General features: G+C 66.9%; 19 protein-coding genes. 9 read left to right on the top strand and 10 right to left on the bottom strand.

Features of this window, described 5'->3' with window-relative positions; genetic code table 11:
- Positions 1-75: 75 nt before the first annotated feature.
- The 4 genes from ACQY68_RS06180 to ACQY68_RS06165 are packed head-to-tail and all read right to left on the bottom strand — an operon-like array spanning position 76 to position 4,550.
- On the bottom strand, positions 76-849 hold the full coding sequence (locus ACQY68_RS06180; RefSeq protein WP_428152176.1) for an SDR family NAD(P)-dependent oxidoreductase: 774 nt from the start codon (positions 847-849) through the stop codon (positions 76-78).
- Positions 846-1,799 carry an NAD-dependent epimerase/dehydratase family protein gene (locus ACQY68_RS06175; protein ID WP_428152175.1) on the bottom strand — a complete coding sequence of 318 codons (954 nt, stop codon included), beginning with the start codon at positions 1,797-1,799 and terminating at the stop codon, positions 846-848. Before ACQY68_RS06175 ends, ACQY68_RS06180 begins: the two co-directional genes overlap by 4 nt.
- On the bottom strand, positions 1,796-2,281 hold the full coding sequence (locus ACQY68_RS06170) for a cupin domain-containing protein (protein WP_428152174.1): 486 nt from the start codon (positions 2,279-2,281) through the stop codon (positions 1,796-1,798). Before ACQY68_RS06170 ends, ACQY68_RS06175 begins: the two co-directional genes overlap by 4 nt.
- 4 nt (positions 2,282-2,285) lie before the next feature.
- The gene (locus ACQY68_RS06165; protein ID WP_428152173.1) at positions 2,286-4,550 is read right to left on the bottom strand and encodes a TonB-dependent receptor; all 2,265 of its coding nucleotides are present in this window, start codon (positions 4,548-4,550) and stop codon (positions 2,286-2,288) included.
- Between the two features lie 196 nt (positions 4,551-4,746).
- Here ACQY68_RS06165 and ACQY68_RS06160 point away from each other — a divergent pair, with 196 nt between their 5' ends.
- Positions 4,747-5,667 carry a LysR family transcriptional regulator gene (locus tag ACQY68_RS06160; RefSeq protein WP_428152172.1) on the top strand — a complete coding sequence of 307 codons (921 nt, stop codon included), beginning with the start codon at positions 4,747-4,749 and terminating at the stop codon, positions 5,665-5,667.
- 41 nt (positions 5,668-5,708) lie between these two features.
- Here the strand turns inward: ACQY68_RS06160 and ACQY68_RS06155 are convergent, their stop codons facing one another.
- On the bottom strand, positions 5,709-7,073 hold the full coding sequence (locus ACQY68_RS06155) for a spinster family MFS transporter (protein ID WP_428152171.1): 1,365 nt from the start codon (positions 7,071-7,073) through the stop codon (positions 5,709-5,711).
- A 224-nt stretch (positions 7,074-7,297) separates the two neighbouring features.
- Here ACQY68_RS06155 and ACQY68_RS06150 point away from each other — a divergent pair, with 224 nt between their 5' ends.
- Genes ACQY68_RS06150 through ACQY68_RS06140 form a run of 3 tightly spaced genes read left to right on the top strand, consistent with a single transcriptional unit; the run spans position 7,298 to position 9,971 of the window.
- A complete protein-coding gene (locus tag ACQY68_RS06150) occupies positions 7,298-8,275 on the top strand; it encodes an amidohydrolase family protein (RefSeq protein WP_428152170.1) in 978 nt (325 codons plus the stop codon).
- A 19-nt stretch (positions 8,276-8,294) separates the two neighbouring features.
- Complete coding sequence (locus ACQY68_RS06145; RefSeq protein WP_428152169.1) at positions 8,295-9,500, top strand: LLM class flavin-dependent oxidoreductase; 1,206 nt, start codon at positions 8,295-8,297, stop codon at positions 9,498-9,500.
- A gap of 3 nt (positions 9,501-9,503) precedes the next feature.
- Complete coding sequence (locus tag ACQY68_RS06140; protein WP_428152168.1) at positions 9,504-9,971, top strand: nuclear transport factor 2 family protein; 468 nt, start codon at positions 9,504-9,506, stop codon at positions 9,969-9,971.
- A gap of 4 nt (positions 9,972-9,975) precedes the next feature.
- Here ACQY68_RS06140 and ACQY68_RS06135 read toward each other — a convergent pair whose 3' ends face one another.
- The 5 genes from ACQY68_RS06135 to ACQY68_RS06115 form a co-directional block, all read right to left on the bottom strand.
- Entirely contained in the window at positions 9,976-10,887 is a 912-nt protein-coding gene (locus tag ACQY68_RS06135) for a LysR family transcriptional regulator (RefSeq protein ID WP_428152167.1), read from the bottom strand.
- A 93-nt stretch (positions 10,888-10,980) separates the two neighbouring features.
- Positions 10,981-11,307, bottom strand: a complete 327-nt coding sequence (locus tag ACQY68_RS06130) for a hypothetical protein (protein WP_428152166.1) — start codon at positions 11,305-11,307, stop codon at positions 10,981-10,983.
- Positions 11,308-11,313: 6 nt separating this feature from the next.
- Positions 11,314-11,901 (bottom strand): malonic semialdehyde reductase, encoded by a 588-nt coding sequence (locus ACQY68_RS06125; protein WP_428152165.1) that lies wholly within the window; start codon positions 11,899-11,901, stop codon positions 11,314-11,316.
- On the bottom strand, positions 11,888-12,475 hold the full coding sequence (locus ACQY68_RS06120) for an NADPH-dependent FMN reductase (RefSeq protein WP_428152164.1): 588 nt from the start codon (positions 12,473-12,475) through the stop codon (positions 11,888-11,890). The genes ACQY68_RS06125 and ACQY68_RS06120 overlap by 14 nt, the downstream gene beginning before the upstream one ends.
- Positions 12,476-12,509: 34 nt before the next feature.
- Positions 12,510-14,960: a TonB-dependent receptor gene (locus tag ACQY68_RS06115; RefSeq protein ID WP_428152163.1), complete on the bottom strand. Its 2,451-nt coding sequence runs from the start codon at positions 14,958-14,960 to the stop codon at positions 12,510-12,512.
- 296 nt (positions 14,961-15,256) lie between these two features.
- On the opposite strand from ACQY68_RS06115, the gene ACQY68_RS06110 reads away from it, so the two are divergent.
- From ACQY68_RS06110 to ACQY68_RS06090, 5 genes are read left to right on the top strand one after another with little or no spacing between them, the layout of a single operon-like run.
- Complete coding sequence (locus tag ACQY68_RS06110; protein ID WP_428152162.1) at positions 15,257-16,480, top strand: MFS transporter; 1,224 nt, start codon at positions 15,257-15,259, stop codon at positions 16,478-16,480.
- Complete coding sequence (locus ACQY68_RS06105; protein WP_428152161.1) at positions 16,477-17,193, top strand: EthD domain-containing protein; 717 nt, start codon at positions 16,477-16,479, stop codon at positions 17,191-17,193. Before ACQY68_RS06110 ends, ACQY68_RS06105 begins: the two co-directional genes overlap by 4 nt.
- Entirely contained in the window at positions 17,190-18,323 is a 1,134-nt protein-coding gene (locus ACQY68_RS06100) for an FAD-dependent oxidoreductase (protein WP_428152160.1), read from the top strand. The genes ACQY68_RS06105 and ACQY68_RS06100 overlap by 4 nt, the downstream gene beginning before the upstream one ends.
- 35 nt (positions 18,324-18,358) lie before the next feature.
- Positions 18,359-19,273: a VOC family protein gene (locus tag ACQY68_RS06095; RefSeq protein ID WP_428152159.1), complete on the top strand. Its 915-nt coding sequence runs from the start codon at positions 18,359-18,361 to the stop codon at positions 19,271-19,273.
- A gap of 6 nt (positions 19,274-19,279) precedes the next feature.
- Complete coding sequence (locus ACQY68_RS06090; RefSeq protein ID WP_428152158.1) at positions 19,280-20,440, top strand: alpha/beta hydrolase family protein; 1,161 nt, start codon at positions 19,280-19,282, stop codon at positions 20,438-20,440.
- Position 20,441 lies beyond the last annotated feature (1 nt).

The raw sequence follows: 20,441 nt of genomic DNA, 5'->3' as shown, positions 1-20,441 counted from the left end.
GGTCTTCGCGAGACCGGCGGCCCGGCACCATGTCGCGATCGTGCGGACGGCGGGGTTCCGCCCGACCGTTCGACCTCAGTTTCCGTCCGAAATGGTCGTGCCGCCGTCCACGACGAGGTTGTGACCTGTAGTGAACCCGCCGGCGTCCGACGCCAGAAACAGTATCGCTCCCGCGACCTCCGCCGGTTCTCCCGCCCGGCGCAGAGGCGTCAGGGACAGCCGGCGCGGAAGATAGTCGGCGTTCTCCAGGATCGGTCGAGCGAACGGCGTCCGGATCAGCCCCGGCGACAGGCTGTTGACGCGCACGCCTGACGGACCCCACTCCACGGCGAGGTTGCGCGCGAGTTGCGACAGGCCTGCCTTGGCCACGCCGTAGAGGCCGATCGACCGATTGCCTCTGAGCCCCGCGATGCTGGCCACCAGGATCACGCTGCCGCCGCCCCGGTCCGCCATACCCGGTATGACGGCCGCCGTAAGGGTCATGGCGCTGCGAAGGTTGACCGCGAAGAGCGTATCGATGTCGCCCTCGCTCGCCTGTCCGATCGGTCCGACGAAGCCCTCCATGCCGCCGTTGCAGATCAGGACGTCGATCCGTCCGGCCAACCCGAGCGCTCGTTCGGCCAGCCCTCGAACGGCGGACGCACCCGACAGGTCGCAAACCAGTCCGTCGCAGGCGTGGCCTTCATCGCGAAGCGCGGACACGAGGTCGGCGAGACGCGTGGCGTCCTTGCAGCTCAGCACCAGCCGGGCGCCGGCCTCCGCCAGCAGGCGAGCGGCCGGCTCTCCGATGCCGCCCGTCGCGCCAGTCAGCAGCACCACCCGGCCCGACAGCTGAAACAGATCGATCACCTGGGGATCTCCTCTAGCGCGCGTTCGACCAGGGTCTGAACGTCTCCGTCGTGGCGAAAGCCAAGATGGTCGGCGAACGGTGTCTCCAACGCCGGCTGACGGCCGAACTGCGCTTCGATGTCCGGCTCAGGCTGGAACGTGATCGTCGATGGGCTGGTCGGCTCAACGGCGCGGAGCGCGGAAACGATGGAAGCGAACTCGACCCGCAGCGCCGGAAGCGTCAGGGCGCGAGGCGTCTGCAGCGACCCAGGCAGTCCGGCTGCATGGACCAGCGCATCGACGCAGGCCCTGACCGACAGCAGCCATGTCGTGCCCTGCGGCGAGACGGGAAGCACGATGTCGCTCCCCTCGGTCCACGCATTGAACAGGTCGCTGAGAAAGCCGGACTTGAGACCTCCGCTGGACCTGGGCCGTGCGACGATGCCGGGCAGGCGCAATGAGAGGCCGTCGATCCAGCCGCGCGCCGCCGCCTGTTCGATGGCGACCTCGACCATCCGCTTCTGCGCGCCGTAGAGCATGACGGGATCGGTCGGGGTTGCGTCGTCGATACACGCCCGCCCGGTCGGGCCAAACACCGCGATCGAACTGGCGAAGACCAGTCTGGCCGGCTTCGGCAGCCCCCGCAGCGCCTCCATCAGCGACAGGGTCGCGTCGATGTTGACCCGTCGCGCCAGCCCCGGATCGGCTTCGGCCGCGCCGCCCAGGACGCCGGCCAGATGGAATACAACATCTGCCCCGTCCCGCAGAAGGTCCCGCAGAACCTCCGGCGTTCCAAAGTCGCCGCGAACACAGCGCACGCGATCCGGCCAGCCGGCTTCCGCGAGGGCCAGATCGCAGATCACCAGCCGATCGTCGATGAAGGCGGGATCCTCGATCAGCCGCCGAACCAGACGGCTGCCCACGAACCCGCCCGCCCCGGTCACGACGACCGTTCGAGACGGACTGCTCACGGATGGATTTCAGGCAGGACCCGTCCGCTGACGACCACAGGCAGGGACTCAGTCAGGACGAAGACGATCCGGCAAACCGTATCGGCCGAGGGATTGCGCCAAAGGTGATTGGTCGCACGCTGCACCACGATGTCGCCGGCCGCCAGGGCCACTATGGCCCCGCCGTCCAGTTCCATTTCCAGCCGGCCTGACAGGACGATGCCATAGTCGATCGAATAGCTGCGGTGCATCGGCGAACTCTTGCCCGGCAGCATGTCAACGACCCGGATAACCGAGCCGCCCGTCAGGGTCTTGCCTGGCGCGTCAGGTCCGTCTGTCCCCGCGTTGAGGTCGGCGGGAACCGTTGGCGTGGCCCAGACCAGCCGAAAGGCCGCGTCGCCGCTGTCGATAGGGATCGTCATCAGCTGCTCGTCGCTCTGGACGATCGACAGCCCCCGGTCGTCGTGCGCCGTCACGATGCGCCGGAAGCTGTCGTCGCTCATCCGCCTAGTACCGCGCGGTCAGGCGCAGGCCATAGGTCCGGGGCGGACGCAGGCCGTTGTAGACCACGCCCAGGATCGGACGCGGGAAGCTGGTCGAGTAGATGGTCTCGTCCTCGATGTTGTTGACGAAGGCCGTCGCCGACCACCGCTCGTCCGGCGATTCCAGCGTCAGATAGGCGTCGCTGGTCATGTAGCCTTCCTGCTCCTCCTCGGGCAGGTATTCGATCGACAGGAAGCGGCTGGACTCGATCCGGGTGCGCGCGCCGGCGATCAGGGCGAACCCGTTCGACAGGTCGATGGTCTGCTCGTAGCCCAGGTTCATCGACCATTTCGGCGCATTGATCGCGGGGCGACCCGAGCAGTCGACCGTGTAGACCCGGGCCGGCGCCGCGACGGGCAGGGTCGTGTTGACCGTGAACGGGCAGGTCACGCGCGGGGGCGCGCCCGTCGCCGAAAAGCCGTCGTAGACGAAGCTGTCGTAGGTCGCGTCCAGATACTGGATGTTGGCGCTGAACACCCCACCCGGCACGACCTGGAAACGGGCTTCCAGCTCCGCGCCCTTGATGGTCGCGTCGCCGACGTTCGTGGTGACGTTCGCCTGGGTGTAGAGGTTGGAGTTGTTGGCCAGGATCGGGCCGTTGTAGCTGATCTGCTGGTCCCGATAGTCCCAGTAGAAGGCCTCCAGATTCAGCTGAAGGCGATTGTCCAGAAACCGGTTCTTGGCCCCGATCGTATAGGCGGTCAGCTCTTCCGGCTCATAGGTATTGTCCCGAACCGAGGTGAAGAAGCCGCCGGATTTGAAGCCTGTGGCGATGTTGGCGTAGATCAGCGAATCTGGCGCGGCGTCCCACTCGAACCCGGCCTTGTAGGTGAAGCTGTCGAAATCCAGCGCGCCGGTGATGGTCACGAACGGCCCGCTTCCGACCGGTCCGGTGGATTGGCGCAGCAGGGTGTTCTGGGTCTTCTCCTCGGTCGTGTAACGGCCGCCGGCAACCAGGCGGAAGGTGTCGCTCAGCGCGAACGTGCCTTGGCCGAAGATGGCGCGGCTCTCGGTGTCGAGCGACGGAATGAACAGCGTCGTCGACAGATTGCCCTGGAAGAAGCTGTTGGTCGCCTCGGCCTCTTCCTTGAACAGGAAGGCGCCGACGACATACTGGAACGGGCCATCGCCGTTCGAGGCCAGACGGGCCTCCAGCGACGTCTGATCGACGTCGTCGTCGAAATTGCCCTGGAAGCCGGTGCTGTAGAACCGCAGGCGCGGCGCCGACTTGCGATAGGCGGGGATCACCGTCAGCGTGCCGAAGCCCAGATCGGCTTCGACGGTCGCAGCGAACCCGTAGAACTCGTTGTCAAGGAAGCCGTCGTCGCGCGGCGGCGTGACATTGCCGCTGTTGATCAGGAAGCCGAACTGCGTGGTCAGTGGCCCGGTGCTGCGTGGATCCGAGCCGCCGATGCGATCCTCCGGATTGGGGCCGCGAGGATAGAAGGCGCTGGGCACGGTGACGCCGCCGACGCCCATCCCGCCCTGCTTGAAATAGTCCGCCACCAGCAACACCGACCAGACGTCGTCGGGCGTCCACAGCAGCGATGCCCGCGCCGAGGTCGAATCCTCGTCGTCGTAGCCGTCGGACATGTAGCCGTCGCGCGAGACGTCCTGCAGAGCCAGACGCAGGGCCGCGTTCTCGCCCAGCGGCAGGTTGAGCATGCCGCCGAACTTGCGGTGCGAATAGTTGCCGACCTCGACCGTGCCCTCGGCGGCGAAGTCGCCGATGCGGGGCCGGTTGGGCAGGATGTTGATGGCGCCGCCCGTGGCATTGCGGCCATAGAGCGTGCCCTGCGGCCCCTTGACCACCTCGATCCGCTCCAGATCGAAGAAGCTGCCGTTGGGGGCGGTGGGGCGGCCGTAGTAGACGCCGCCGACGTTGTAGGCGATCGCGTTCTCGGCGAAGGCGTTGCCGGACAGGGTGCCGACCCCGCGCAGATAGAAGGTGGTGTTGCCACCCGCGGGCTGCACGACCAGAGACGGCACCAGCCGCGTCAGGGCGGTCGATTCCGTGACTCCCGCATTGACCAGATCCTCGCCGCTGACCGCCGACACGGCGACCGCCGCGCGTTGCAGGTTTTCGCTGCGACGCTGGGCGGTGACGACGATGTCATCGAGGCCGGTGGCCTGGTCTTCCTGGCCCGGCGCATCCGCCGTCTGTGCGGCGGCGATCGTGCTCAGGCTCATCGCGACGATGGCGACGGACGACATCAACAGGTGACGCATGTGTTCTTCCCCCTGGCGCGTCCACGCGGCCGGCCTTCGCGGCGATGGCCGCGCGCCGCCGAACGGATCGACGCCTCCCTAAGTGACCTGGCTCCTTGGTCGGCCAGTTGCCGGAGACACGAACACGGATTATCCAAGCCGTAAAATGGGTTCGATGGATCAAATCCATCGATCAAATCGATAGGTAGGTTCGGCGATGCGTTTCAAGGGTTTGGACCTGAACCTGCTGATGGCCCTGGACGTCATGTTGGAAGAACGCAGCGTGTCGGCCGCGGGGCGGCGTCTGTTCCTGAGCCAGTCCGCCGCCAGCGGCGCCCTGTCGCGACTGCGGGAGCATTTCAACGACGAGCTTCTGATTCCGGTCGGACGGCGCATGGCGCCCACGCCCTTCGCGGAAGGTCTGATGGAGCCGTTGCGCGATCTGATGCTCCGCATCGACGCGACGGTCAGTCCGGGCCAGGCCTTCGATCCCGCCACGACACGGCGCACCTTCAGGATCGGCTGTTCGGACTACATCACCGAGGTCGTGATCAGCCGACTGGTTCCGCTGATCGCCGAACGGGCTCCGGGCGCGGTGCTGGACGTCGTCGCCCCCGGCAGCGACCAGCCGGGCTCTCTGGATTCCGGCGAGGTTGATATCCTGATCATGCCCGAGTTCTACATGGCGCCCGGCCACCCGTATGAGCCCCTCTACGACGAACGCCACGTGGTGGTCGCCTGGGAGGGCAACACCCTGCTGGCGGATGGCCGGATGGACGAGGAGCGCTTCCGTAGCCTGGGTCACGTCGTCGTCCGCTTCGCCCGTATCCGCGCCAGTTCCCTGGCCGAGACCTGGATGGATACCCATGTGCCGGAGCGGCGGATCGAGCTGATCGCCCCGGCTTTCATCCACGTCCCGCGCATGCTGGTCGGGACCCAGCGGATCGCCATCACCCATGAACGGCTGGCGCGCATGCAGGCCGACGTCCTGCCGATCCGCCTGTTCGAGCCCCCGTTCGATATCCCGCCCGTGAGAGAGGTCGTGCAGTCGCACAGGGCGCGCCGGTCCGATGGCGGCCTGCGCTGGATGATCGACCAGATCCGCGACAGCGTCAGCGGACTCGCCCGTCGACGCTGACCGGCCGACCCTGCAGAAGTGGCAGGGCCGACCGGTCACGATCAGACCGTATCCGGGGAGGATTTGATGAGCATCCGACGGGCCAGCCCTGCGCAGATCCAGGCTCCGACGACCGACGCCGGGGCGATCAGCATGGCGTATCGGAGCGCCTCGGTTCCCAGGCCGGGAGCCAGCAGATCGCTGAGGCCGCCCGCGATCAGCGGGCCGAAACCGAAGCCGAGGACCGTCTGTCCCAGGATCATCAGCGCCCCGGCCATCGCCCGGTGCGCGGCCGGCGCCAGCCCGATCGCGACGGCGACCAGCGGCCCATAGTGCATGGCCGTCAGCAGGCCGCCGCACAGCCCGCCCACCACCACCAGCGGCATGGTCGGAGCCATCAGGAACAGGGTCATGAACGGCGCCGCCGGCAGGGCCGTCCAAAGGATGACCTTCAGGGGCGCATAGGGGTCCGAACTGCGCTTGGCGACCCAGCTGCCGACGAACCCGCCGACCACCGTGCCGATCGCGCCGCCCAGCCCGAGCACCGGCCCGACGGTCAGTCCGACCTGCGACAGGGTCAGGCCGTGAGACCGGATCAGGTATGCGGCGCCCCAGTTCGCCAGGGTGGCGGCGGCGACCGACATCAAGGCGCTGCCCAGGACGAGCAGGAGCAGCGGACGGTTGCCGGTCAGCAGGCCGGCCATGGTCGCAAAGGTGTCCGTCAGTGGCGGCTTGCCCACCACGCGATCCAGCCGCCCGCGCTCCGGCTCGCGCACCGTGACCATGAGGACGAGCGCCAGAATCAGACCCGGCGCGCCGAGCAGGAAGAAGGCGTGGCGCCAGCCGTGCTTCTCGGCGACCACCCCCGCGATCGCGGCCCCGACGATGATGCCCAGATGCACGCCCACCTGAAACAGGCCGATGGCGCGGGGCCGGTTGTGGCGCGCGAAATAGTCGCCGATCAACGACAGGCCCGTCGGGTACAGCGTCGCCTCGCCCGCGCCGACGCCGATGCGCGGGATCAGCATGGTCCAGAAACCGACCGCGCGGCCTGTCAGCATGGTCATGGCCGACCAGACCACCATGCCGACGGCCAGGATCCGCTTGCGGCTGTACTTGTCCGCCAGCCGCGCGATGGGCAGACCCAGCAACCCGTAGAACAGCGCGAAGCCCAGTCCGCCGATGGCCCCCATCTGGGTGTCGCTGAAACCCAGGTCCGCCCGGATCGGCTCGACCAGGATGTTGACGATCGACCGGTCGATCGAGCTCAGCATGTTCGCCAGGATCAGCACGAACAGCACATAGGCGGCATAGGCCTTGGCCTTGCCGGTCGCGGGCGGATCGGCGGCGACAGCGTCTATAGATGCCTTGTTCGCTTCAGCCTTCGCGTCGGACGACGCAGGCGTGCGCGGTTTCGAACCGGTCATTGATCATCCTCCTCCGCCCTTCTCAGGAGGGCGTGAAGCGGCAGGCATCCCGCCTCGCCGGGGCCAACGCCAATCAAAAACGGCTATGGCCTCATGAATCCCATTCACGGCGCCGGCCGGGGATAAACGATCTGCATGCCCGCATTGCCATTTCTCATTGGGCAACGGCCCGGGTGACGTTCATCCGTCCTGTCCAACGATCAAGAAACGGACGGGAAGAACCAATGCGGATCGACGTGCACGCGCACTATTTTCCGGCGGCCTACACGGACAAACTGGTGTCGCTGGGGCTGAACCACGCACGCGGATCGGGCCAGTCCAGCGACCTTTCCGGTCGTCTGCGGACGATGGACGAGGCGAAGTGCGACCACCAGATTCTGTCCGCCGTCGGACTGGATACGCAGGTCCCTGATCTGGCCGGAGCGGTCGAGGGCGCCCGCGTCGCCAACGACCTGTATCGCGCCGTTGTCGACGAGACCGGCGGCCGGATGCGCGCCTTTGGCTGGGTGCCCTTGCCTTACGTCGAGGAGGCCATCGTCGAGGCGCGCCGCTGTCTGGACGATCTGCAATTCGAGGGCATCTGCTTTCCCTGCTTCTTCCAGGGCCGGCCGCTGGACGACCCGGCGTTCGAGCCTTTCTGGGCCGAGCTGAACAGTCGCAAGGCCAAGGCCTATATTCACCCGGTCGGCGCCCATAGCTGCTGCCACCCCGGTATGGCCGACTACAATCTGAGCATGGCCGCCGGGTCGATGGCCCAGTTGCAGATCACGGCCCAGCGGATCGCCTATTCCGGGCTCAGCACCCGCTTCCCCGACATCGAGTTCATTTTCGCGGTGTGCGGCGGCTACCTTCCGTACATGTGGGAGCGCATCAAGCGGAACCTGACCCGGGGCCTGACGACGCGCGCGTCGGGCGCGGTCGCGGCCAACTTCTACAGCTACGTCGACAACATGCCGATCACGCTCCAGGACCCGATGAAGCCGTTCCGGCGGTTCTGGTACGACACCAGCGTTCAGGACATCCCCGAGGCCATGCTCCTGGTCCAGAAAAGCTACGGCACGGACCGGCTGCTTCTGGGCTCTGACGAGATCTTCGCCAGCCTGACCGAGGCGGTCACCTACATCGAGACCAACCCCTATCTGTCAGCGGCCGAGAAGACCGCGATCCTGGATCAGAACGCCCAGCGTCTGTTCCGGCTCTGATCCCGAAAAGGTCCCAGTCATGCACATCTCCATCTTCATGGGGCCGTTCGCGCGCGGCCCTCGCGACGATCGCCCGCTTATCGATCTGTGTCTACGCGAGGCCGAGCGCGCGGCCGCCGACGGCTTCTCGCTGGTCAGTTTCGGCGAGCAGCACTTCAACAACTACGAGCCCTACTGCAATCCGCTGTTGATGGGCGCGCGGCTGTCGCCGGTGCTGGGCGATACGTGGTTCGCGACCACGATCCTTCCCCTGCCCTATCACAACCCGATCCGGCTGGCGGAGGACCTCAACATCCTCGACCAGTTGCTGAACGGCCGGTTTATCGCCGGCATGAGCGCGGGACGGGTCGGCTTTTCACCCGACTTCGAGAATTTCGGTCTGGACCCCAGCCAGCAGCGCGAGATCTTCGCCGAGAAGATGACGGCCCTCAGGACTCTATGGAACCACAGGATCGATGACGGCCCGGTCGCCTTCACGGGCCCTTGGGTCAAGGGTGGGATGCACGGAAGGCTGATGCCCATCCCCTACCGGGCCGGGGCGCCTCTGGTCGCCATCGGCACCAACACCGACCCTCTGATCCATCAGGCGGGCAAGGACGGCAACGTGCTGTTCCTCGGCCCCTGCGGACTGGAGGACGCGCGGGCCAAGATGGCCCTCTATCGCAAGGGTCTGGAAAGCGCCGAACACAGCGCCGCCGTCATCGCCCAGCGCGTTTCGACCTCGATGATCCATCATCAGTTCGTCGTGGCCGAGACCGACGAAGCTGCTTGGGCCAAAATCGAAAAGATGATGGGCTTTCACCCCCTGCTGGATCGCCGCGAGGACAAGCGCACTCTGGGACAGATGCACTACGACGCCGTCGCCGGCCGGCCCGGGGCCACACCGGTCGAGATCCGCAACGCCAACGTCGTCGAGAGCTGGATCGTGGCGGGCAGCCCCGGCACGGTGATCGAGGCCATCAAGGCCCGCGCCGACGCCGGCTTCGAAATGGTCCACACGCGGTTCGGCTTCGGTCCCTATGACCCCGACGGCTGGAACGCCAGCTATTCGCTGTTCGTGAAAGAGGTCATGCCGCACCTTGGCGTCACCCCGATCCCGGCGCCGGGCCAGAGCGAGATCCACCCGGACGTCCTGGCGGGACCACTGCCTGTCGGCGGCCCCCCCAAGGGCCCTATGGGCATCGCCGCCGCCGACTCCCAGGAACCCGCACGTCTGAAAAGCTGAACCATGTCCAACACCGCACCGACCGATCCCGCAGCCCAGTTGCAATGGCTGGTGGACCGCGCCCTGATCGGCGACCACCTGATCGCCTTCGCGCGCGCCATCGACGAGAAGAACCAACCGGCCTACGCGGCCCTGTTCACCGAGGACGCCCGCATCGTCCTGCCTCACGGCAGCTATGAGGGGCAGGATGCGATCAGGACCATGCGCGGCCCGCCGCCGACGTGGGGCACCCAGCATATCCACGGCAACTATCAGATTGCGATCGACGGCGACCAGGCCACGGCGCGCGCCTATGTCATCGCCAGCCACACCTTCGACCGGGCCGTCCTGGATCAGAACGCGCGGGCCGGGGGCTGGTACGACACCACCCTGGTGCGCACGGCCGACGGGTGGCGGTTCTCGTCGCTGGCCCTGACCATCGTCTGGAACACCGGACAGATGATCCCCAAGGGCGGCCCCTCGCCGGCTTGACGCCTCAGTCCGACGGGCGAGCCGCGGCGACGTCCCGGATGCGGTCCAGCAGCCAGCGCAGCCCGGGCTCGCTGGCGCGGTACTTCTGCCACTGGGCCACGAAGGGAATGCGGGGCGCGTCCATCGGCAGGGGTTGCACCACCACAGGCAGGCTGTCGGCGCACATCCGCGCATAGCTCGTCAGGGTCGTCACGATCAGGTCGGTCCCCATCAGGATGTGCGGCAGGGTCGTATAGCTGGAGGCCCGCACCACGATCTCGCGATCGATCGCCAGCCGCTGCAGACTGGCCCCCGTCGGGTGGGTCAACTGCTCCTGGGCATGCGAGATGCCGACGTGGCGGCCCGCCAGATATTCGGCCTCGGAGATCCCGCCGCCGTAGGCGCCGTCCTTCCAGACCATGCAACTGAGGCTTTCGCTGAACAGCGGCTCCGACGCGAACTCGGCCGACGCGAAGGGTTCCGCGACGATGGCGACGTCCAGAGGCTGGCGAAACAGCGCCTCGACGGGCTGATAGCCGAACGGCAGGGAAACCAGCTTCATCAAGGGAGCCTCTGCCGTCACGCTTCGCACCAGCGGGCCCAGCAGGATCAGCTCGATGACGTCCGGCGCCGCCAGGGTGAAGGTGCCCCGGTCCACGGCCGGGTCGAACATGGGCGCGACATCGAGGATTTCGCGCGACGCCTGAAGGATGTGGCGGATACGCGGCCGCAGGACGAGCGCCAGCGCCGTCAGCCGCATCTCGCCGCGCTGATAGACGACCAGTTCGTCGTTGAAGAAGATGCGGAGCTTCTTCAGCGACACGCTCATGGCCGGCTGGGTCAGGCGCGTCTTGTTCGCCGCCTCGGTCAGCGACCGGGTGTTCAGGATCGCGTCCAACGCGAAGAACAGATTGAGGTTGAACCGGTCCAGACTCACGGCCCTCCCCTCAGACCTGGGGCCGATGGTAGGCGGATCGCGATCGCACGGGAACCGGGGATCGCAGGCCTCTCCGCCCGATCGCGATCTCGCTCATAGCGGCTGGTAGAAGACGATCGCGCCGCCCGGAGCGTCCAGGGTGAACCTCTGCTCATGCAGACCCGCCTGGATCGGCCCGGGCGTCAGCCCCGCAGCGGTCAGGCGCGCCCGTTCGGAATGCACATTCTCGACCTTGGACATCACGCCGGCCGGCACCGCCGGGCGATCCGCGCCCGCCAAGGCCAGGCGCGAGCCGTCCAGGTCGAATTGAGCCCAGCGATTGGCGTCGACAAAGGTCGGCGCGACGCCCAGGATGTCGGTCCAGTCCGATACGGCGGCGGCGAGGTCCGTCACGGTCAGTACCGTCGAAAGTTTCCCCACCATCTCTCAGACGATCCGGTTGGCGTCGTCGAAGGCTAGCCGCGGCAGTCGGTCGAACAGACCCTCGTCCGTGCCGTAACCGAGCGAACACAGGAAGTCGGTCGTGACGGTCGTCCCCGCGAAGAAGGCGGCGTCGACCTTGTCCCGGTCGAACCCCGACATCGGCCCGCAATCCAGCCCCAGCGCCCGCGCGGCCATGATCAGCCAGCCACCCTGAAGCGTGGTGTTTCTGACCGCCGTCGCCTCTCCCATCCCCGGCGTCTTCATCAGATGATGCATGTGCGGCGCGTGCGGAAACAGCTCGGGCATCCGGTCGGCGAACGCCATGTCGCGGCCGATGATGACGGTCACTGGCGCCGCAAGGATCTTGGGCGGATTGGCGCCCATGGCGCAGTCCGCCAGCGTCTGTCTTGCGGCCTCGCTGCGAACCCAGACGAACCTCGCAGGCGAACTGTTGGCCGAGGTCGGTCCCAGCTTCAGCAGATCGTAGATGTCCTGGATGGTCTGGTCTTCGACAGGCCGGGGCGACCAGGCGTTCCGGGTCCGGGCCGTTCGAAACAATTGGTCGAGAGACGAGGCGTCAAGCGCGGGCATCGGCGGTTCTCGCTGGCAGGGCGTGGGGTTGGAGACGTTGGGCGAAGCCGACGATCTGGGCCGCGACCAGATCGATCTGCCCCCTCAGGACGGGATCGAGGACCTGGCCCGCGTCATCGAACAGCGGCTGGGCGGAGTTGACGGCCAGGCCCAGCGGGGTCGGCCATCCCCTCAGAGCGTGGACGATGGTGCGAAGCGTGCCGAGCGTGGCGGATGCGGCCTGCCATCCGCTGGCGACGCCGATCACCCCCACGGCGCGACCATCAAGATAGGGCAACGGATCGCCGGCCATGTCCTCCACATAGTCCAGCGCATTTTTGAACAGGCCGGAGACCGTGCCGTGATAGCCTGGAGAGACCATGACGACCCCGTCTGCGGCGCGCAGAGCTTCGATCAGGGCTGCCGCCCGGTCGCATCGCGCTGCGCCATAGCGATAGGCGGGCAGGTCCAGCTGAGCCCCGCCGAACAGCTGCGTCGTGGCGCCCGCCGCCTCGCAGGCCGCAATCGTCGCGCGAAGCACGCGCTCCGACGAGCTGCCCGGGGCCACGGTGCCGCCCATGCCTACGATCAGCATGGGCGGCCATCGGCGACGATCTGAGGATTCCGGCTCAGAACGTCACCGAAAGGCTCGCGCCGTATGTGCGGGGCGAGTTCAGCATGTTGTAGGGCACGCCGGCGTTGGCATCGGCCGGACTGCCTTGCAGCAGGACCGCATCGTTCTCGATGTTGCGGACGAAGGCGCGCGCAGTCCAGTTTCCGGAGGCCGCCTCATACGCCAGGCTGACGTCGGTGCGGGTGTGGGCTTCCTGGAAGTTTCCGGGCTCGCGCGTGTACCACATCCAGGCGTCGCTCTTGTACTGGGTGGCGATCCCCGCCACGAACGCGGCGCCCGAGTTCAGCGGGAAGCGTTGCTCGTACCCGGCGGAGACGACCCAGTCGGCGGCCCCAGGCAGAGCCACGCCGCTGTAGTCCGTCGTGGCGCCGGTGAAGGCGTTCAACTGCTTGAAGTCGCTGAACTTGCCGTCGCTGTAGAGGGCATTCAGGTTGAACACGCCGTTGTCGCCGACCTCCAGCACGACGTCGGTCTCGACCCCGCGGACCCGCACCGTGGCCGCGTTCTCGATCCGGATCGCCAGCGGACAGGCCGTGACGATCGCCAGCACGCTGCACGCGTTCGAGCCGTCATTGACCCGACCCAGACGCTGGGTCTGGTAGTTGTCGTAGTCCAGGTTGAAGGCCTCGACGTTCAGCTGAAGCCGGTTGTCGAAGAAGCGGTTCTTGATCCCGATGACGGTCGCCGTGACCTCTTCCGGCTGGAAGAAATAGGCGTTGGGTCCGGCCTGGACGCCCAGGTTGAACCCGCCGGCGTGGAAGGCCGTCGAATAGTTGGCGTAGACCATCGAGCGTTCCGCCAGATCGAACTCGACGCCGACACGATAGCTGGTGTCGTCATACTCGACCGACCCTTGCGAGGTGTAGGTCGTCACCACGCCGACGGGGCGATTGTAGACATTGCTGATGGAGCCGTTGGTGCGCGTCTTGCTCTCGTTGGTGAAGCGGACGCCGCCCGTGGCGCGCAATCGATCGGTGATCGACAGGGTCGCCTGACCGAAGAAGGCATAGGTCTCGTTGAGCAGGTCGGGGTCCGCCAGTTGCAGGTAGTCCTGCAGGATGACCACCTGTGCGGCGCAAAGTCCCGTTGTCCCCAGAGGGAAGGCGCAGGTGGTTCTCGGCAAGGGTGATCCCGGCGCCGGCACGGGGTTCGAGCCGGCGGAGTTCGAGCTGTTGATACGCGTGACCGAATCCTGCTGCTCGCTCAGATAGAAGGCCCCGATCAGCCACTCCAGCCGGTCGTCAGAAGGATTGGACGCCAGCCGCAGTTCGCCGCTCCATTGATCGACGTCGTTGCGGAAGAACTGCAGCCCCTTGTCGGCATAGAACGACGAATCGACCCGGGTGCCGCGGTAGCCCAGTACGCCTGTCAGGGTCGCAAAGCCGAAGTCGCGATCCACGGTCAGGTTCAGACCATAGAAGTCGTTGTCCATGTAGCCCTGGTTGGTCTGCGGATTGATGCCCAGGGGATTGGCGCACAACATCACGGCCGGCGTGCCCGGCGTCGGCGCCGCGCCACCGAACGGCATGGCGGGACAGTAGGGACCGACGCCCGGCCCGGTCAGGGTCGAGGGCGGCGACACCGTGTTCAGGAAGGCGATCAGGCGCGGATCCGACGGACCGACGAACGGATCGTCGGCGACGACATAGCGGCCCGTCAGGACGCCGGCGGCGCGGGGTCCAACGGGTATGGGCGCACCGCCCTGACCGCCCTGGTTGGCCCAGTCGATCGACAGATTGACGCTCAGGTCTTCGTTGGGCTGGAACAGCAGGCTGGCCCTGAGCGCCTTGGAGTCCTCGTCGTTGTAGCCGTCCGACAGATAGCCGTCGTGGTAGACGGTCTGACCCGCCAGACGCAGGGCGACCGTGTCGCTGACCGGGATGTCGACGGCACCCATGGCCCGAATGGCGCTGTAGTCGCCGACCTCGAGCGCCGCCTGGCCGCCGGTCGCTCCGATTTCAGGGCGATTGGTGATGACATTGATCGCGCCGCCCGTGGCGTTGCGGCCATAAAGCGTGCCCTGCGGACCCTTGACCACCTCGACACGCGCGAGGTCGAACAGGGTCTGGCTCGGGCCCTGCGGCCGGCTGAGGAAGACGCCGTCGACGCTGAAGGCGACGGCCGGGTCGGACGATGCGCTCAGCACCCGCGCGCCGACGCCGCGCAGGAAGATGGACGATCCGGAGCCGTTCTGTTCGATCTGCAGACCGGGCACCAGTTTGGACAGATCCTGCGCCCGCGCGACGCCGGCCTCGAACAGGTCTTCGCCATCGACGCTGGTCACGGCGTTGGCCGTGCGCTGAAGCGTGGTTTCCACCCGGGTGGCCGTGACGACGACATCCGGCAGTCCGGCCTCGGACTCGGTCTGCCCAGGTGCGACCTGTGCGTTTGCGGCGGAGGCGTAGACCAGCAGGCAACCGGCTCCCAGCCAAAGGGACTTCCTCATAGCGTCTTCTCCCCGCAGGTCTGTGCCTGCTCCTGTTTGATGCGATGGCCGGTCTGACGCCGGCCCTTTTTCCGATGGTCGCGCCAGTCGACGCCGCTCCATCCGGCCCTCACTGATCATCCGGTCAGCGGCGGCGTCCAATACAAAGGGGCTATGCCGCCATAAGCCGCGCTTAGCCCGAGAGCGATCCGGCAAACCGATGGGTTCGATCCAATCAATCGATTTGTTGGTCAGGAAACCCTGGCTCTAGGCTGCCGCGCCGATCCTCCATCAGAGAGGACGGCCGGAGGATCGGGATGAACGTCAATCACCACAGCGGCCGGCAGGCCGGCTTCGCACAGGGCCTCGTCCTGATTCTTGCGGCCACCCTGTCTGTGATGGGAATTCTCGTCATCGCGCCGATCCTGCCGCAGTTGATGGCGCGCTATGCAGACGTGTCGGGGATCGCCTTCCTGGGGCCGATCGTCCTGACCGTCCCGGCGATCTGCATCGCCCTGTTCTCCCCAGTCGCCGGATGGCTGGCCGATCGGGTCGGACGGCGTCGTCTGCTGCTGGGGGCCATGGTCCTTTACGCGCCGCTCGGAGCAGCCCCGCTGTTCCTGGACGACATCTGGGCGATCCTGGGCACGAGGGTCGGCGTCGGCCTGATGGAGGCGGTCATCATGACGGCGTCCACGACCCTGATCGGCGACTATTTCGACGGCAAGCGCCGCGACACCTGGCTGGCCTGGCAGGTCGGGATTTCCTCCCTCTCCGCAGTCGTGCTTCTGCTCGTCGGCGGCATGCTGGGCGCGATCGACTGGCGCGCGCCGTTCGCCGTCTATCTGACCGCCTGGGTGCTGGCCCTGGCCACCCTGATGCTGACCTGGGAGCCGGCTCGCCAGAGCCGGACCGCGGCCCGGTCGGTCGGCGAGACGGTCGCGGCCTTCCCCGCGCGTCTGATGATCTTCATCTGCGCCGTCACCCTGTTCGGGGGCGTCGTCTTCTACATCGTGCCGGTTCAGCTCAGCGTCGTTCTCGGCGGGCTCGGTATCACCAATCCGGCCGTGATCGGCGGATCTGCGGCCGCGGGGTCGCTGGCGGTGCCGTTCGGCTCCCTCGCCTTCCGCTGGCTGTCGGGGCTCGGCACGGCGCGAATCCTGACCGGGGCCTTCCTGCTGGCGGGCCTGGGCCTGGTGATCATGGGCCTGAGCACGACCTACCCCCTGACCATGGTCGGGGTAGTGATCAATCAGCTGGGCTGCGGCATCATCCTGCCGACGCTTCTGGCCTGGGCGATGGCGTCCCTGCCACCCGAACATCGCGGACGGGGCGTCGGCTTCTGGACCGGAGCCTTCTTCATCGGACAGTTCTTCAGCCCCATCCTGCTGACGGTCGGCTCGAAACTGACCGGACAACTCGGTCTGGCGGTCGTTGGCTGCGGCGTCGGCGCCATCCTGTGCGGGCTGGTGGCCCTCGCCGCGAGCCTGCGCGCGCCTGTTTCCCGGCAGGTCCCGCTCGGTCGGGGAGACGCGGCATGATCACTGTAATCCTGTCGGCCCGCACCACCCCCCGCCGGCCCCGTGCCGAGGCGATGCGTCACCTCAAGAGCATCCACGGGCCGATGGTCTACGCTGCCCCTGCCGACGCCGGCGACATGCCCTCGGCCTATGTGCAGAATCACGTCGTCGACGATCTGCCCCTGCCCGCCGCGCTGGAAGCCTGGCGCTGGGACCGACATCTCGTCACCGAAATTTCGTTCACCGACCTGACCCACCTGACGGCCTCGACAACAACACCCTACTATCTGACCCGGCTGAAACCGGACGAGCCCCGCTTCGTCGATCAGACCTCCGTCCGCCCGACGGTCGTGACGAGGTCGCTGTCCGACGATTCCCGGGGCGCCGTCTGGAAGTTGTTCGTCTACCTTGCCGCATCAGACGCGACTGACGGGTTCGCCGATGCCTGGGGCGCGGCCGGGGATCTCGCCACACCGTTCTGCGTCGCCCAGTCGCGACGGTCGCCGATCGCCGCGCCCACCGCGCCGTCGGCCGCATTCGACGGCGTCTGGACCCTGTGGTTCGACACCGCCGGCGATGCCCGCGAATTCGCGCGCAACCATCTCGAACCGGCGCTGAAACCCTTCGCGGACACGCTCGACGAGACGCGGTGCCGGCTGGTGTTCGCCGAACAGTTCGACGTGCCCCGCCTTCTCGCCGAGAACGCCTCCAGCCTGACGGGAGCGGCGTCGTGAGTGCTCTGGACCCCGCCACGCTGAAGGTCCTGATCATCGGCGGCGGCATCGGCGGGCTGACCTCCGCCATCGCGCTCGCCCGGCGTGGCATCCGCTCGCACATCATCGAACGCGACCCTGACTGGTCCGTCTACGGCGTCGGCATTATCCAGCAGGGCAACGTCATCCGGGCCATGGCCCAGCTGGGTCTGATCGACGACTACATCGACGCCGGGTTCGGGTTCGACCACGTCGAGGTTTTCATCCCGTCGGGACAGAAGGTCGCCCACATTCCGACGCCGAAACTGGTCGACGGCTATCCCTCCAATGTCGGCATCGGCCGCCGCGCCCTGCACAAGGTATTGGGCGACCGCGCGATCGAGGCCGGGGCGACCATCAGCCTTGGCGTCACGGCCACGGGGCTGGAGGATGACGGATCGGGCGTCACGGTCACGTTCAGCGACGGGACGCGGGACCGCTACGACCTCGTGATCGGCGCCGATGGCCTTTATTCCACCACCCGGGCCCGGATCTTCCCCGACGCACCTGGCCCGATGTTCACCGGCCAGTCGGTATGGCGCTACAATTTCGCGCGGACGCCCGACGTCACCGGCATGTGCGTCTACGAAGGACCGATCGGCGTGGGGCTGGTGCCGCTGTCCGACACCCTGATGTACATGTATGTGACCACGCCCGAGCCGGGCAATCCGCGCTATCCACGCGAGAGCCTGGCCCAGGCCTTGCGGGACAAGCTGAGGCCCGTCGCCTCCCCTGCCGTCGCGCCTCTGATCGACCAGATCACCCGGGACGACGAGGTCGTCTACAAGCCTCTGGAGTGGGTCTTCCTCGACGGCGACTGGCACAAGGGCCGGGTCGTGCTGCTGGGTGACGCGGTTCATGCCACCACCCCGCACCTGGGTCAGGGCGCCGGGATGGCGATCGAGGATTCCCTGGTGCTGGCCGAAGAGCTCTCGCGCGCCGCCAGTATCGAAGACGCCTTCGTCGCCTACCGCGCCCGCCGCTTCGAACGCTGCCGCTACATCGTCGAGGCGTCCCGCGCCATCTGCGAAGGCCAGATCGGCGTTGGCCCCCTGGTCGAACAGGGCGCCGCCACCCGGGACATGTTCCGCGTCGTCGCCGAGGCCATCTGAATGTCCAGCGACCCCGTCCATCAGGAGAAGCCGTCATGGCGAGAGTGAGTGAAATCCGGTACGTCGGTTACGGCGTTACCGACATCGAGGCCGAGCGCCGCTTCTATGGCGAGTTGTGGGGTCTGCAGGAGGTTCCGGTCACCGACGGCTCGGACCCCGACCTGATCCATTTCGCCACCGAGGGTCACGACGAACTCTATGTCGTGCGTCTTCGTCAGGCCGATCAGAAGCGTATCGACATCATAGCCATGGCCGCCGACAGCCGCGCCGATGTGGACGCGCTGCACGACCAGGTCGTCGCCGCCGGATGCCGCATCGTCTTTGCGCCCAAGGATCTGCAGACCTTCGGCGGCGGTTACGGCTTCCGCTTCTTCAGCCCGGACGGCCTGCCGTTCGAGATCTCAAGTGACGTGGCGCGCGGCTCCAGCCGAGAGCTGGTTCGCTGGGAGGGCATCCCCCAGAAGATCAGCCACATCGTCCTGCATTCCCCGGATCACAAGACCGCAGTCACCTTCTTTACCGACGTGCTGGGCTTCAAGGTTTCCGACTGGCTCGGCGACTTCATGTGCTTCCTGCGCTGCAACGAATGGCATCACCGGCTGGCCGTCCTGCCTGGGCCACCCTGCCTGAACCACGTCGCCTACGACGTGCTGGGCGTCGACGACATGATGCGCGGCATCCACCGGCTGAAGGAGAACCAGATCGACATTCGCTGGGGTCCCGGACGGCACACGGCGGGCAACAACACCTTCAGCTACTTCGTCACGCCGGGCGGTTTCGCGGTGGAATACACCTCGGAGCTGGAACAGGTCGACGACGCCACCTGGGTCGCCCAGGTGCACAAACCCTCGGCCCTGACCATGGATCAGTGGGGCGTCGGCACCGGCGGACCCCAGACCATGCCGCATCCGGAACCGGATACGGGCCTGTTCCAGCCGGCCGGGGTCTGACCCCCAGTGGCCCTGTTCGAATACTTCCCCAACTATGTCTGGAACCTGTCGGTCTCGATCGCGATCGAGAGCGGGGCGCAGATCGGCGAGATCGTCGATATGTGCAAGCCACTGCTCGACGCGGCGGCCAAGGGCGAGGACGCTGGCACCCTGCGCTTCGCCGAGGAATGGGCCAAAAAGGCCGACACCCTGATCGCCCTCGCCGACGAGGACGAAGCGCGCGGGCGGTCCTTCTCGGCCGGGACGAAGCTGGAGCGCGCGGCGCTGTATCTGCTGTCCGCCGAACGCATGCAGGGTCACGGCCACCCCGGCCGCGAGGCGACATTCGCCAAGGCGCAGGACACCTTCAAGCGGGCGATGGTGCTGGGCGACATGGGTGTCGAGCGGGTCGAGATCGCCTATGAAGGCTCGACCTTCCCGGCCCTTTACATCCGCGCGCCGGGCGACGGGCCCAAGCCTGTCGTGGTCTATTGCAACGGTCTGGATAGCTCCAAGGAGCTTCTCTACTGGAGCCGCCTTCACGAGGCTCTGGCGCGTCGCGGCATCTCCACCCTGCTGGTGGATCAGCCAGGTACGGGCGAGGCACTCCGGCTCAAGAACCTCCCCGCCACGCCGTACTCCGAAAAATGGGCCACGCCCGCATTGGAATGGCTGCTGACTCAACCCGACGTCGATCCCGACCGCATCGGCATGACCGGCATCTCTCTGGGCGGCCACTATGCGCCGCGGGCTGTGGCGTTCGAACCGCGTTTCGCCTCCGGCGCCGTCTGGGGCGCCAACCATGACTGGGCCGAGGTGCAGCAGAAGCGCCTGCGCCGCGAGGGCGAGAACCCGGTGCCCCACTACTGGGACCACGTCATGTGGGTGTTCGGCGCGACAGACATGGAAGATTTCCATGCGAAGACGAAGGACATGACCCTGAACGGCGTGATGGAGCGGATCACCGTTCCCTTCCTCGTCACCCACGGCGAGAAGGACCGTCAGATCGGCCTGGAATATGCTCACCAGAGCTTCGACCAGCTGACAAACAGCCCGAACCGCGAACTGAAGATCTTCACCGACCGCGAGGGCGGCGTCGAACACGTCGGGGCGGACAACATGGCCTTCGGACGCGACTATATCGCCGACTGGTTCGCCGACACGCTCGGCGGCAGGATCGGAGCCTGAG

Source organism: Brevundimonas sp., assembly GCF_965278935.1.
Lineage (GTDB): Bacteria > Pseudomonadota > Alphaproteobacteria > Caulobacterales > Caulobacteraceae > Brevundimonas.
This window is presented reverse-complemented; position numbering and strand designations above follow the sequence as displayed.

Coding starts and splice junctions, on each gene's coding strand:
- ACQY68_RS06140 (WP_428152168.1), top strand. CDS start 9,504: ATGTCCAACACCGCACCGACCGATCCCGCAGCCCAGTTGCAATGGCTG.
- ACQY68_RS06120 (WP_428152164.1), bottom strand. CDS start 12,475: ATGCTGATCGTAGGCATGGGCGGCACCGTGGCCCCGGGCAGCTCGTCG.
- ACQY68_RS06110 (WP_428152162.1), top strand. CDS start 15,257: ATGAACGTCAATCACCACAGCGGCCGGCAGGCCGGCTTCGCACAGGGC.
- ACQY68_RS06155 (WP_428152171.1), bottom strand. CDS start 7,073: ATGACCGGTTCGAAACCGCGCACGCCTGCGTCGTCCGACGCGAAGGCT.
- ACQY68_RS06165 (WP_428152173.1), bottom strand. CDS start 4,550: ATGCGTCACCTGTTGATGTCGTCCGTCGCCATCGTCGCGATGAGCCTG.
- ACQY68_RS06115 (WP_428152163.1), bottom strand. CDS start 14,960: ATGAGGAAGTCCCTTTGGCTGGGAGCCGGTTGCCTGCTGGTCTACGCC.
- ACQY68_RS06150 (WP_428152170.1), top strand. CDS start 7,298: ATGCGGATCGACGTGCACGCGCACTATTTTCCGGCGGCCTACACGGAC.
- ACQY68_RS06170 (WP_428152174.1), bottom strand. CDS start 2,281: ATGAGCGACGACAGCTTCCGGCGCATCGTGACGGCGCACGACGACCGG.
- ACQY68_RS06160 (WP_428152172.1), top strand. CDS start 4,747: ATGCGTTTCAAGGGTTTGGACCTGAACCTGCTGATGGCCCTGGACGTC.
- ACQY68_RS06105 (WP_428152161.1), top strand. CDS start 16,477: ATGATCACTGTAATCCTGTCGGCCCGCACCACCCCCCGCCGGCCCCGT.
- ACQY68_RS06125 (WP_428152165.1), bottom strand. CDS start 11,901: ATGCCCGCGCTTGACGCCTCGTCTCTCGACCAATTGTTTCGAACGGCC.
- ACQY68_RS06145 (WP_428152169.1), top strand. CDS start 8,295: ATGCACATCTCCATCTTCATGGGGCCGTTCGCGCGCGGCCCTCGCGAC.
- ACQY68_RS06095 (WP_428152159.1), top strand. CDS start 18,359: ATGGCGAGAGTGAGTGAAATCCGGTACGTCGGTTACGGCGTTACCGAC.